This window comes from Halobaculum sp. MBLA0147 (assembly GCF_041361345.1).
Taxonomy (GTDB): Archaea; Halobacteriota; Halobacteria; order Halobacteriales; family Haloferacaceae; genus JAHENP01.
Map to the genome: position 1 here is coordinate 189,980 of NZ_JBGKAD010000002.1, position 13,178 is coordinate 203,157.

General features: G+C 60.2%; 9 protein-coding genes. 7 read left to right on the forward strand and 2 right to left on the reverse strand.

The genetic code is table 11. The annotated features are described in order from the left end of the window. The first annotated feature begins 75 nt into the window (after window positions 1-75). The 5 genes from RYH80_RS15380 to RYH80_RS15400 all read left to right on the forward strand — a co-directional run bounded on the left by RYH80_RS15380 (window position 76) and on the right by RYH80_RS15400 (window position 8,093). A complete protein-coding gene (locus tag RYH80_RS15380) occupies window positions 76-3,318 on the forward strand; it encodes a tubulin-like doman-containing protein (RefSeq protein WP_370904903.1) in 3,243 nt (1,080 codons plus the stop codon). A 124-nt stretch (window positions 3,319-3,442) separates the two neighbouring features. Continuing rightward, window positions 3,443-4,921, forward strand: coding sequence for a hypothetical protein (locus RYH80_RS15385; RefSeq protein ID WP_370904904.1), 1,479 nt, complete (start codon window positions 3,443-3,445; stop codon window positions 4,919-4,921). Window positions 4,922-4,964: 43 nt separating this feature from the next. Beyond that, complete coding sequence (locus tag RYH80_RS15390; RefSeq protein WP_370904905.1) at window positions 4,965-5,807, forward strand: hypothetical protein; 843 nt, start codon at window positions 4,965-4,967, stop codon at window positions 5,805-5,807. 229 nt (window positions 5,808-6,036) lie between these two features. After that, the gene (locus tag RYH80_RS15395; protein ID WP_370904906.1) at window positions 6,037-7,071 is read left to right on the forward strand and encodes a Cdc6/Cdc18 family protein; all 1,035 of its coding nucleotides are present in this window, start codon (window positions 6,037-6,039) and stop codon (window positions 7,069-7,071) included. Window positions 7,072-7,286: 215 nt separating this feature from the next. Beyond that, window positions 7,287-8,093, forward strand: coding sequence for a transcriptional regulator TbsP domain-containing protein (locus RYH80_RS15400; RefSeq protein ID WP_370904907.1), 807 nt, complete (start codon window positions 7,287-7,289; stop codon window positions 8,091-8,093). 14 nt (window positions 8,094-8,107) lie between these two features. On the opposite strand, the gene RYH80_RS15405 is transcribed toward RYH80_RS15400, so the two are convergent. Next, entirely contained in the window at window positions 8,108-8,497 is a 390-nt protein-coding gene (locus RYH80_RS15405) for a type II toxin-antitoxin system VapC family toxin (protein WP_370904908.1), read from the reverse strand. A gap of 1 nt (window position 8,498) precedes the next feature. Beyond that, complete coding sequence (locus tag RYH80_RS15410) at window positions 8,499-8,735, reverse strand: antitoxin VapB family protein (RefSeq protein ID WP_370904909.1); 237 nt, start codon at window positions 8,733-8,735, stop codon at window positions 8,499-8,501. A 518-nt stretch (window positions 8,736-9,253) separates the two neighbouring features. Here RYH80_RS15410 and RYH80_RS15415 point away from each other — a divergent pair. Further along, entirely contained in the window at window positions 9,254-10,402 is a 1,149-nt protein-coding gene (locus RYH80_RS15415) for an FIST signal transduction protein (RefSeq protein ID WP_370904910.1), read from the forward strand. Next, the gene (locus RYH80_RS15420) at window positions 10,399-12,834 is read left to right on the forward strand and encodes a PAS domain-containing sensor histidine kinase (protein ID WP_370904911.1); all 2,436 of its coding nucleotides are present in this window, start codon (window positions 10,399-10,401) and stop codon (window positions 12,832-12,834) included. The genes RYH80_RS15415 and RYH80_RS15420 overlap by 4 nt, the downstream gene beginning before the upstream one ends. Window positions 12,835-13,178: the final 344 nt, after the last annotated feature.

Sequence of the window (13,178 nt, forward strand, 5' to 3'; positions counted from 1 at the left end):
ATAAGCGACCTGTATACACCTCCAGTACTGTTGGTGACTTCCTTCTAACCTACCTCCTCCAGTACTCAGTCGTGTATGACCTCGCTGTCAGCGCCGGACCGCGTCATTGGGATTGGCCACGGTGGTATCGAGCTTGTCAAGACGCTTTTCGAGCAGGAGTGGTACCTTGATGCCATCCTGGCGCCGCGTCATGGTGACCGGAACGAGGTGACGGTCCAGTTCATCGATACGGCGACTGCGGAGGCAAACGAGTTGACGACCTGGTGTAGCGAGCGGGAGGCGGCCATCGCCGAGCGGCAGGCCGAGTTGCGAGCGCCGGGGGAGGGCGATCTCGGTGACATCAGTTTCGAGACGACGATTGTCACCGAGAACATCCCGCAGACGGATGCGGTGGACCTGTGCGGGCCTGCCGTCGTTGAGGATGTTGCTCGGGACCGTGGGTTTGACCCAGATGATTGGTGGATTGACCAGACTGATGTCTCGGAGACGCTGGACTTCGCGCAGGGGGTCTACCGGCGGCGCGGGCTGGCGAAAGCGACGCTGTTCAAAGCGCTGACTGAGGACCGCGACCTCATCAGCGATGTGGATATGATTATGCAGGGCGAGGTGGCGATTTGTGTCGGGCTGGGTGGCGGCACCGGGTCTGGGCTCGCGCTCGATGTCGCGCGGCTGATTCAGGAGAATGCGCCGTCCTCGGATGTCACGCTGTTCGGCGTGTTGCCGAGTGAGTACGAGCATGAGGATGACCGCGTCGGGGCGAACGCCTTCGCTGCGCTCTCCGAGTTGGAGTACGCGCAGGCCCACCAGGATGCGGGACCGCTCTTCCGTGATGTCGTCATCACGCCGATCGACGCGACTGGCTACGAGGGGAAGGGCGGTGATACGTTTGGGACGGCCACGTCGCTCGCGGAGTTCGATGAGGCGTTCAGTTCCGTGTTCGTCTCCTACTATCACAACCAGGAGGAGAATGCGTTCGATAAGACGCCGTCGCACGGTCCGTTCACCGTCGCGGTGCCCCAGATTGCCCGGTATACGGTTGGCAATATTGACGATGCGTCGGCTGCTGTCGAGGAGGCGATCGACGCGCTTGAGTCGGAGTGTTCGGCGCTGGCTGCCCTGTATGAGACGACAGCGGAGTTCCTGAGCAATTGCGGGGCGAGTCAGCGCCCCGCCGAGCTGACGAAGCAGGACCGTCGGAGTCTCCGGAATCGGCTGGAGTGGATTGCTGACTTCGTCGACCAGGAGTTGTTCGACGAGTTGGAGTTCACGACGGCCACGCAGTTCCAGCGGAAGCTCGCCGATGCGCGTGACGAGGGTGGTGATGATATCGTGGACGTGATCCAGACGCTGCAGTACCTCACCAAGACGCTGGCGTCTGACCAGACTGAGTTCGTGGATGAAACGGACCGGCGGCTGGCGGAGGTCCTCCAGCAGGCTGTGAAGACGCTGCAGACGCGGTCGGAAGTGCTCCAGCGGGTGGCCGATATCGAGAACAGCCGGATGGCCAAGCGGGTTCGGGAGACGCTCCAGTTGCGCGATACCGACACTGACGATGTGTCGCTGATTCGCTCGACGCTCCAGACTAATCTCGACCACACGACGGAGACGGTCCGTGAGTTGGAAACCACGGTCGAGGACAAGGAGACGGCGTACGAGACGGCGATGCGTGAGCACGAGGAGACCGTCGCTGACCGGATGGACACGTGGCGCGTGGAGACGCAGAGCGCTCGTGACACGGTGCTGGCGCTTGACCCGACCCACGCTCGCCGGCAGGCGGTGCAGCTGAAGGACGCCCTGGTCGAGTTCATCACCGACCTCGATGCCGTGACGGACCCCACGGAGGCGACGGAGGTGCCGACTGACGAGTTGGAGGCGGCTGCCCGGGAGTTGGCGACGACTCTCCAGCAGGGAGCTGAGACCTGGGAGACTGAGCAGCCGGCTTGGTGGGGGAACATCGCGGGTGCTGCGGACCAGCTCCGGCAGGCCCGCTGTGTCTTCCTCAAAGGGCAGGCTGACCCTGGCATGCGGAGTCACCTGCCGTGGATGACGGCGACTGAGCAGGAGCTCGCTCAGCATCACAAGCGTGCTGAGGAGCTTGCGACGTCGCTCCGGCGCGATGGCGTGTTTGACGTGCAGGTCACGGACGACACGTTCAGTGCGACGGTCACTGTGGACCCGGCTGTGGTCGAGACCGAGGCTCGCGAGCGGGTGCAGGCCGCGGTCGACCAGGTGCTGGCGGTGACGGGTGACCTTGCGACGATGGACCAGGCGACTGAGCGCGACCTGGAGACGCAGTTGCTGGAGGGTAACCTGGAGCGTGTTGAAGAGCGGGTGGCTGGCTGCATCGACACGAGTGTCGATGGTCCGACGGGTCTCAAGACGGACCTCGCTGACACGAAAGCGGACCTGGAGGCGGCTATCGATAAGCAGGAGCGTCTGCAGGCGTTGGACTCGTACTTCGATACGGTCGTGTCTGCTGGCTACCTCGATACGGTCGCGAACGCGCGGGCGACCCGTCAGGCGGCGATGGATGAGATTGACGAGACGCAGTATGTTGGCGACGGTGCGGACGAGTACACGTACATCAAGCGGGTTCACCCGGAGGACCCGCTGCAGCACGTGAACACGGCCGACTCGTTGGCGGCGTCGAGCCTCCTTGACGAGACCGAGCGGCAGCGCTTTGCTCGGGAGGTCGAGCAGTTGGCCAAGACGTCGCTGGAGTCGGAGTACAGCGGCCTCCGGGAGCGTCGGTTGACGCATGATGCGACGCGGTACCGCGATCTCAAGGTGAATGTCGGCCTCGTCAGCGCGGCGCTCGACCGGTTTGAGGGCGCGGACTTCGGGCTCCAGCAGATGATGACGAACGCCTTCGGCCTGCAAAACTCGGCGTCCGATTTCGGGACGCTGACTGCCGATGTCGGTGGGCCGTGGGATATGGGCGTTGCCGTCTTCATCGATGGGGTGTTCCTCGACAACCTGCGGAACGCCACCGAGTATAGGGAGTCGTACCAGGCGCGTGCCCGCGACGGGTCGAGCAGCATTCACCTGCACCACACCCTGGGGCTCGAGCAGGGCTGGCTCGTCCGGCGTGCGGACATGGTCAACGTCCGGAGTAGTGACCTCGCGGTCTACTTCGCGGCCGACCCGTTGACGACGATTCGCGAGGAGTACATTGAGCAGTGTCCCGTCGCTGCCACGCGGCAGGCGACCACCGCCACCGCCGCCGCGAACAGTGCTGATGACAGCGGGCAGGATGCCGGCAAGGAGACGGATACCAGTTTGGCCACGAGGTCTGATGACGTGGAGGTGACCGAGTAGCGATGCCGGCCTGCTCTCCCGACCACCGTCCTGGCGGAGATCGCGTCGATCGACCTCCGCCGTGACCGCTATCGCCCATCGCGTCTCGTGCGCCAACTGCCATTACACCCACACCACACACCCTATGTCCACGGAACCAACCGGCCCGGTGTCGTACCTGCGTTCGAAGAGCGAGTTCATGATGCTCGGCGTCTATATCGTGGCGCTGGTGGGGCTCGCCCAGCCCGTCGCCAACCTCATCGTCCGAGGCTGGTGGGAGCAGCCGCACTCTGTCGTCTACCAGCTGGTGACGCTCGTGGCCGATGTCGGGCTGGGCCTCGCGACGATCGAGGCCTTTGTCTTTGGCTTCGGCGCTGTCGCTCTCGTGTTGATGACAATCGATCGGGCTAAGCGCATTCAGGCTGCGCTGCTGTGGCTCGGGATTGCTGTCGCGGCCACGCAGTTCGTCACTCGTGGGTTCCTGTTCAAGGTGGCCGTGAACCCGCTGGCGCACCTGCCGGTCTTCGTTGTCGGGGCCATCGTCGGCGCCCGGCTCTTGCTGCCGCTCGCCGCTTGGCGGGCGCTGACCAACGGGACGATCCCGTCGACCCGGCGGTTCCCGCGGGCGCCGCTGGCCCTCGTCACTGGGCTTGCGATGGTCCTCATCGGTGCCTGGGTCGAGGCGCACGTCGTGTTCCCGGTTGCGGTTACCACCCTGCCGACACTGCCGATTGCGACGCTCCAGCGGACGCTGCTGGAGGTCACCATTGTCCCGAATCGTCTCGCGATCGATTCTGTCGCGGCGATGGCGCTTCTGGCCGTTACGCGTCGGTTTGTCGCGTACAAGTCGACGCGGTCGGTTGTCGTGCTCGGCCCGAAAGGGTCCGGCAAGACGACCTTCGGTCGCGGCGCGCTGGCTGATTGTGAGCGGTCGGCTGGCGTCGAGATGAATGGGTCGGACAATATGCTCTCTATCGGTGGTCACGGCACCGACGGTGACACCGCGACGGTGAGTAACACGCGGGAGAATATCGAGCGCTCGCTTACGATGCAGCGCGGGCAGCTGTTCCCGACTGACCTTACCATCTCGACGCTTGACCACGCCGGCGAGAATCTCAAGGGTCTGGCTATGTCGATGGAGGGGAAAGAGGAGATTGAGGGGCTCGGTCGTGTGAAGGTTGAGGAACTCCGTCAGGAAGTGGTTGCGGCTGACACCATCATTCTCCTCATCGACACTGCTGCCTATCAGAAGGGTGAGCCGGCGGGGCTTGACGCGTATGAGACCATCCTGGGTGAGATCGACCCGGAAACGCAGGTGCTCCTCGCGGCGAGTAAGGCCGACTACCTCGCTGAGGAGTTCCGCCAGGCTCGCCAGCTCAACCCGTTTGATTCCACGAACCTCCCGGTGTTCACCGAGTGGGTCAGCACCAAGCTGGGCGATCATAATGCTATCCGGGCGCTGTTGAACGCGGCTGACCAGGATACGATCTATCCCACGTACTTCGCGTCTGAGGCGGTGGCTGATCCGGAGACGGTCGATGGCGTCGTCGACCGCGAGCCGGTCACCGACAACGGGAGTCGCCATCCCTACGGGTTCGTGGAGTTGCTCAAACAGATCCGCTAGTCGTGCGGCACCGTCTGCAAACCACCATCATCCACCCAATCCCATGAACGTCACACTCTACGAGACGACTGGCAGCCGTATCACAACGACCGGCGATACTGCTGGACGGGGGCACGAGGCGCCGCCGGTGAGAGACTGGTTCCACGAGGACGTGTGTGCCGTTTTCCGTGCCGATGGCACGACGGCTATCGTCCTTCGAGGGCAGCGGCACGGTGCTGGTCGGATCGACCAGTTCTATGCCGTTTTGCACCCTGAGGCTGACGAGTTGCCGTTGAGCGAGCCTACGACAGTGCGCGCGGAGCAGCACTCCACGGCCCGGTCTACTCACGCGGGCAGTCGTCAGACCACGGCAGGCGGTCCAGAGTGGCTTCGTGCCACAATCCGTGAGGTGGCGGATATCGATATCGTCGCGCACGGGGAGCGGTTCGCCGAAGTCCACCGCAAGGTCTTCGAGAGTGGTGCCTGGCCTGGTGACGAGGCTATGCTCCAAGTCTTGGGGACGGAACTTGAGCCTGAGGCCCCGGTCGTGTGGACAACGGGTCGGGTCAGCACGGCTGTCATCGCCGGACGGATTGCCAGCGAGCAGTTGTCAACAGGCGAAGTCCTGGTGACTGCCGGTGAGCAAGATCTCGGATGGCAGTCGACGCCGACGGTTGTCATCCGTGTGGATAGTGCCAGCCCGTCGACAGCGGTGCGCCCGACTGACGCGACTAAAGCTGCCATTGACGAGGCACGGCTTACGGCTTTCCAGCAGGCTGTGGCCCATGAGGCCGATAAGCTGGTTGAGACGACCAAGTTCGATCGAGCGCGGATCTGGCGTGCATTGCTTTCCGCATGGCCTGAGCGTCCTGCAGTCACGCAGCGTCTCATCAGTCGGCTCCGCTAGTGATCACACATCGAAGGCCAGGACCGGCTCAGCTGTGGCATCCAAGACGAGCTTACTGAGCAGGAGGAGTCAACATTCGGATACCCTGTCTAAAGGCATCTATTCTCATTCAGTAGTCGATACAGCACTTAGAGCGTGTACTCATGCGCTGAATCACCCGAACCCGGAAACCCGGAAACCCGGAAACACCCCCATCGAACCTTTCAGTCTGGCACCGAACCACTCGGCCATGATCACGAACGCGAGCGTCCTGCAGGAGGGGTTCGTCCCCAACGACTCCATCCACCGGAACCGCGAGGTGAACGCCCTCTCGCGCTCGCTGGACCCACTCACCCGCGGCCGCGCCACCGACCCGGTCCTCCTGACCGGCCCGTCGGGTGTGGGGAAGACGACCTTTGCGCGCTTCGCCGTTGACCAACTCCAAGCGACCGTCCCCGAGGTACGAGCGGTCCACGTCAACTGCTGGGAGAGTCACACACGTCGGGCCGCCCTGTTCGACGCCCTCGAGTCACTCCAACTGGCGACGGACCTCCACCGCACCTCGACGAGTCACGACGAACTCCTCGACCGCCTCGCCGACGTCGACGCGCCGGTGGTGCTCATCCTCGACGAGGTCGATCAGTTGGACGACGCGAGTGTCGTCTACGACTGCTACGCCACGGCGGGCGTGACCACGATCCTGATCACGAACGACGAAGGCGAACTGCTGCACGGGATGGACAGCCGCGTGCGGTCCCGGCTGCAAACGGCCGATCACATCCACTTCGACGCCTACACCTCCCGGCAACTCGCAGACATCCTCCAGGCACGTGTCGACCACGGGCTCGTCGCCGACGCGATCTCGGAAGCGCAACTCCTGGAGATCAGCGACGCCGCCGCTGGTGACGCCCGCGTCGCCCTCTCGATCCTCCGCACAGCCGCCCAGACGGCCGCGTACGAGGAGCGAGCCACGATCACCGACGGCGACATCGACGACGCCATCCCACGCGGAAACAGGCTGTGCGCGCCCAGACACTCGACACGCTCCGAGAACCACAACGGGAGTTGTTCCGCCACCTCCAGGAGGCAGGCGAGATCGCCCCCGGCGAGTTGTACGAGGAGTTCGCCGCCACACGCTCAGACCCGCCCACCAAGCGGACCGTCCGGTCGTGGCTCCAGAAACTCGCCCACTACAACCTCGTCGAGCGATCGGGGAACGGCCCGACGCGAACGTACGCGCCAGTGCAGGAAGCGACGCACGTTCCGTCACCGTGACACGCTGTAGGCTCACGAGCACCCTGCCCGAATACACGCACTGCTCGCCGACTATCAGGTTAGACTGTACTAACCAACAGCGACACCCAGTCAGACGCTTGTGTTGGTTAGCTTTTCGTACTCACCTTTCGTCACAGTATCGTATAGTTCCATTCATAAATTGGTGCTACACCATGTCTGACGGATCGCTAATAGTAAGTACTAGAGCAACAAGTATCTAGCAGTATGGCAGATCACATCGACGCAGAGACGGGGGAAGACCTCCTTGCAGAACTGTTCGCCGACGTTGACGGGACTGCGATTCTCGTCGCCCCGCCAGCATCGCTGTTGGCAACGCTCGGACAGGTAGACACAGACGCACTTCCAGCGACGCTGGATGTCCTCGCCCGAGAGGACGCACTGAAGACTGCCCGCAGCGACTTCCTTGTCGCTTCGAATCTCGCAGACCACATCGAAGCCGACCGCCTGGAACTGCGTGCGCTCACAGGGACGAACGAGACGACACTCCTTGCGAGCGAGAATACGCTCTCGACTGTGGTCGACACCGAGGGCCTTCGACCGATCGCAGTTCCCGCAACCGACGATACCGTCATCGCCGACGTGTACACGGCCTACCGTGAGCGGTTCGACGAAGCCGAGTCGTTCGACCTCCGTACACCAGGCCGGGCGCGGGCGCTGGACCAGCTTGCCTCCGATGTCGGCGCTGGTGTCCGTGATGATTTCGAGGCCGTGCTCGGGACCCTAGACGAGGTGAGCGACGACACGATCGACGCCGTGACGCTCTCGTTGCTCATCGCCGCGCGCAACGAGGCACTGTTGTACGACATCTCGAAGTGGGGCGAGGACACAGGTGTCGCCTCGAAGGCGACCTTCTCTCGTACGAAGACGAACATCGAGGATCTCGGTCTGGTCACCACGGAGAAGGTCCCAATCGACGTGGGGCGGCCGCGACTGCGCCTTCTCCTCGCCGACGACGACCTCGCCGCGGCCGACCTGGACGCGTTCGCGACCGTCGCACAGCAGAAACTGTAGACGACGCGGAGCAGTCAGTACGTCTCGACCTCGACATCGAGTCGGTCGAAGTCGTCGACGTTCCGAGTGAGCACGGGCTCGTCGATGACGGCCGCCGTCGCGGCGATGATCACGTCGCCGTCATCGACTGGCGTCCCGTCGTTCTGTAACTCCCCGGCGAGTCGGCCGGCCTTCCGCATCACGGCCGTGTCGGCTGGGTGCACCGGCTTCGAGGCGAGTACCTCCTCGACGGTCGAGCGCTCGGCCTCGGAGTCCGTCGCCCGGGCGACGCCGTAGTACAACTCGAACAGCGTCATCGCCGAGAGGCGTTGTTGGATGAGGTTCGCCTCGAGTTCCTGCGCCTTCGTGACAGCATCCGCGTCACCGTTCATTAGGTCGATCAGGAACGGAGTGTCGAGCAGCACGCTACGCGTTCTCCAGTCGATCGGCCGTCGCCTCGAGATCGCCACGCCGCCGCTCGCGCCGCTCGGCAACAGCCTCCCGGACTGCGTCCGCCTCCTCGTCGTCGAGAATCCCAGCAAGGTCGAGCAACGATCGCTCACCGGCGAGCCGGAGAACCACATCCGAGAACGTCTCGTCATCCTCTTTATGGGCGGCGAGACGTCCGTAGGCCTCGTCCGAGAGCCTGATACTCTTCGACATGTGCATACAGTTGTGTGCAGCCGCTCAAATGGCTTTCCCCGACCGTAGGGCCGACCGACCGTCGCGCGTCGACGGCCTGTCCACCACGCCGCTCACTCGTGGGCTCTTCGACTCACGAGGTCGCCCCCGAGGACGCGGAGGTCGGCGAGACTGCCGAGCGTGTACACGAGCCACTAGACGCCATCGTACGCCAGCACGGGGAACTCGTGTGTCCCAACGGTCGTATCGAACCAGCCGGGCACGATTGTAACGCCGAATCCCATCGGTTGCCGATCAATCCCTTCGCTTCCGGATTGCTGCGCCTGCTTGTGCGTGTCCTCAAACCAGCCCAGAGGCCTGGTGAGTCTATGACGGGATGTGTAGCTACCACGGACTGTCTGATCCTTTTTGATTTGTATTGTAATGGCGCCGTAGAGGATATAACCAGATTATGTCCAACCACAGAGTAATCAGATGCCCCACACAGCGCGGATACCGCCAGCGATGAGGCTAAATGGTGAGCGCCCTATACAGAGAACATGATTACACGATTAACAGCCCTCCGCGCAGACGAACTCTGTGACGCTGCGACGGAAGTGGCAGCAACTGAGGGAGTTGAGGGGCTCCTTGTGTTTGTCACAGACGGCGGTGCAGCGGTTGTTCAGGACAGTCTTTCCACCTTCCGTGATTTCTCCGTGCCGGTCTTTGGCGGCGTGTTTCCAACGCTAGTCCATGATGGACAGACCGTAGAGGATGGGGCACTGGTGTTCGGGCTTCCAACACGCCCTACTGTGACAGAGGTGACAGACCTGAGCGACCCGACGGCAGACCTGAGCGCACAACTGGACCCGTCACTACTTGATACAGAAAATCAAACGGCGTTCGTCTTTGTTGACTCGTATGCTGACCGGATTGGTGATATGATCAGATCACTGTTCGATACATACGGTGTTGAATTCAATTTCATCGGTGGTGGCACAGGGACGCTCAGCGATGAGGAACATCCGAGTCTGTTCACTGAGTCTGGTCTCCATACAGATGCTGCCGTGATTGCGACCGTTCCGTTATCAAGTTCTATTGGCGTCAATCATGGGTGGAAAGATATTGACGGACCGTTTCGGGTCACAGAGGCAGACGGGACAACAATGAAATCGCTGGACGGTGAGCCAGCGTTTCAGGTGTACAAACGTGTTCTTACATCAGAGGCTGATGTGGATATTGACCGAGCAAACTTCTTTGAGACCGCAAAGGCGTATCCGTTCGGTCTCAGTCGAATGGGGACCGAACCCATCGTTAGAGATCCATATACAGTGAATAATGATGGATCGATGGAATGTTTTGGCGAGATTCCAACAGGTGAATACGTTCATATTCTTCATGGCGACTCACAAGAGTTAGTCGACGCAGCTGGGGCGGCTGCGACAACTGCAATTGACGGACCAACAGACTCCACTGCTGGTGATAACACCGACACATCTTCCAGCGAGGAGGAAGCGTTGCTTACGTTTGATTGTATTTCGCGTGTACTATACCTCAACGACGATTTCGAGCGTGAACTAGAGGCTATTGGGGCCAATGGCCACCGTCTCCATGGAGCACTCTCAATTGGTGAGGTTGCAAACGACGGTCACGGGCATCTTGAGTATTTCAACAAAACTACAGTTGTTGCATCGCTGTCTAACGAATGAGTTCCAGAGAACAGCAGGTGCAGATCCTGTATGAGATCTCCCTTGCAATCGGCCGTGGTGGCAGCGTTGAGGCAGTCGCAAGAGAGGCTTTATCAGCTTATGTTCGAAAACTGAATTGTTCGGCTGGGGCAGTATTCGAACTGACAGACGATGCAGTCAGCGGGCAGGTGCTCAACCGTATCACTGCGATTCCTTCGCAGCCTGGAGTCAACGAGGCGTTTCAGACCGCTAATCAGCGACTCTCCGACCTCGTTGTGAACGGACAGATAGACGACGCCCTACCCGTCAGGTCCTCAATCGATGTGGGGGCCACTGCTCATATCATGAAGCTCCCTCAGTTTGGCGTTCTCCTGTTGGTCAACTCCAGCGGTGAGATTCCAGCAGATGTATTGGCTGCTCTTGGAGAGCTTAATAAGAAGTTGGCCGACGCCTGTCAGGCTGAGCGTGTTGAGTCCGCACTCCGGACGCAAAAAACTAGATTTGAGACGCTTCTTGAGACGATTCCAGAGCCAATGGTCAGCGTCGCACAGCAACAAGGCCAACAAGTCGTTCGAACAATTAATACAGCGTTCGAACGGGTATTCGGCTGTAATGAGGCTGACGTGATAGGTCAGCCATTAGATGAACTACTGGTCGACCCGAATGGTGGTACCCCGGACGTGTCATGGACGACTAGTGGCGGTCCAGAGAAGCGCGATGTCGAACGGCAAACCGTTGATGGTCCTCGAATATTCTCTCTCCGGTCTGCGTCTGTCTCACCACAGACAGATGGGACCGAGCGATTCGGTCTGTACGTTGACGTGACTGAACAGCGGAAGCGCGAAAAGACGCTAGAACAATTATATCAAGCCGCTGGTGATATTCTTACTACTACCGACCGGACAGCGGTCTGCAACCGAGCTGTCCAAGTTGCAACCGATATACTCGACTTTTCTACAGTTGGGATCCACCTCTATGATCGAGATCGTGAGGGGTTGGCTCCAGTAGCCACAACAGGTACCGATAATGTCCTCAGCGACAAGCCACCGGTCTATACAGATCGGGAAACAGTCGTCTGGGAAGTTTACGAGTCGGGAGAGACATCAGTGATTAATGATATAGCAGATGTTGATTATCGTCTGCCAGACCCCGATACACCAGTAGAGAGCGCACTCGTGTTACCGCTCGGCGATGAGGGAGTGATGATTGCTTCGTCACAGGTACCAAATGCATTTGACGGATCTGATCGTCAATTCGGGAATCTTCTCGCCCGAATGGTTCACATCGCTCTTAACAGAGAACGGCGTGAACAGTCGTACGCCCTGATTCAAGAAGCTGCCAGAGAGATGATCACAGCCGAAGACGCGACAGGTGTCGCTAATCGGCTCGTTGAACGTACTGCGATGACAATCAGTGGTCCCTTCGTCGGGGTCTGGCGACACGATCCAGGAGGAGAAGGCCTTGTCCCCATCGCATGGACAGACGAGTCGGCAGAGGCCCTTGGCCAAATTCCGACGTTCGGCCCGGATGAAAGCATCGCGTGGGAAGTGTTTCAAGATGGGACGCCACGGCGTGTTCGTGATGTGCAAGCAGAGACAGGGGGAGTAGACCCTGATGGGCTGATTGAATCCGAATTACTGATTCCCATTGACGATTATGGACTGTTAGCGGTTGGGTCGAAACATCCCCGTGACTTCACACAGACCGAGTTTGAGTTCGTTCGAACACTCGGAGCAACGGCGGAGTCGGCACTCCGGATCATCAATCAGCAGCAGGAACTGGATATGCTCGACGAGGTTCTTGCGCGTGTGCTACGTCACAACGTCCGTAACGAACTCAACGTGATCCGAGGGCGTGCGTCACTAATACAGGAGGCAGGGTCATCAGAGTTGAGCAGCCACGCGGATGAGATCGTATCAGCGGCCGACCGGATTATCTCGACAGCAGACCATGCGAGTGAAATTCGCGAAGTTGTGAACCAGCGTCGGGAGAAGGCAACGCTTCAATTGGACAGAATTGTCAGCAGGGTTGTCTCGAGTCTTACCGAGACACACCCGGGTGCAGACATTAGCCTCGGTGATATCCCACCAGTTGAGGTCTCCGTCCACCCACAGTTCGAGTTGGCTATCAGGCACGCCATTGAGAACGGAGTCCAGCATCAGAGTGGTTCCAGGCCACATGTCGAGATCGACGCAAGACACTCTGCTGGTCATCTCACCATCGAAGTGCGTGATGACGGGCCAGGGATTCCCGAGTCCGAGCTCGAACCGCTCGTCGCAGGCGAAGAAACGCAGGTCGTCCATGGAAGCGGAGCAGGCCTGTGGATTATTGACCGGGTAGTGGACTATTCGAACGGCGTTGTTGATTTCGATATGTCTGATAGTGGGACAACTGTCCGCATCACGCTCGGTCGAGCGGCGATTTCAGGTAAGACACTCGAGAGTCCGACGTAGTCAGTTACGTGCCAAGCGCCGGTTTGAGCTAGATTTGACTAGTATTGCTACTCAAAACAGGATTGAGTTCTGGTCGCCGTGGAGTCTTGGGTTTCAGGTCGTCTTCGCAAGAATATCTCCTATTTCATTCCGAATCACTAAATATTTTGGACAGTGACGTTCCAGAGTTTGGATACAAACCATACCTGTCAGTCTAGCGCTTCTCTGGCCTGTGAGTGATTGGTGAAGCAACAAGCGTGTGTTCTGTGCGTGGCCTCCAACGCCCCACCTGTACTTATACGACTTTTTGAATAAGCGAGTGAAGCGTCAGTGTGTGGGTGTGGAGGGGTGTGTAGGCGTGGAGG

Bases quoted from the DNA above. Each gene is read 5' to 3' on its own strand.
- RYH80_RS15395 (WP_370904906.1), top strand. From the start codon at position 6,037: ATGATCACGAACGCGAGCGTCCTGCAGGAGGGGTTCGTCCCCAACGAC.
- RYH80_RS15415 (WP_370904910.1), top strand. From the start codon at position 9,254: ATGATTACACGATTAACAGCCCTCCGCGCAGACGAACTCTGTGACGCT.
- RYH80_RS15400 (WP_370904907.1), top strand. From the start codon at position 7,287: ATGGCAGATCACATCGACGCAGAGACGGGGGAAGACCTCCTTGCAGAA.
- RYH80_RS15380 (WP_370904903.1), top strand. From the start codon at position 76: ATGACCTCGCTGTCAGCGCCGGACCGCGTCATTGGGATTGGCCACGGT.
- RYH80_RS15390 (WP_370904905.1), top strand. From the start codon at position 4,965: ATGAACGTCACACTCTACGAGACGACTGGCAGCCGTATCACAACGACC.
- RYH80_RS15410 (WP_370904909.1), bottom strand. From the start codon at position 8,735: ATGTCGAAGAGTATCAGGCTCTCGGACGAGGCCTACGGACGTCTCGCC.
- RYH80_RS15385 (WP_370904904.1), top strand. From the start codon at position 3,443: ATGTCCACGGAACCAACCGGCCCGGTGTCGTACCTGCGTTCGAAGAGC.
- RYH80_RS15420 (WP_370904911.1), top strand. From the start codon at position 10,399: ATGAGTTCCAGAGAACAGCAGGTGCAGATCCTGTATGAGATCTCCCTT.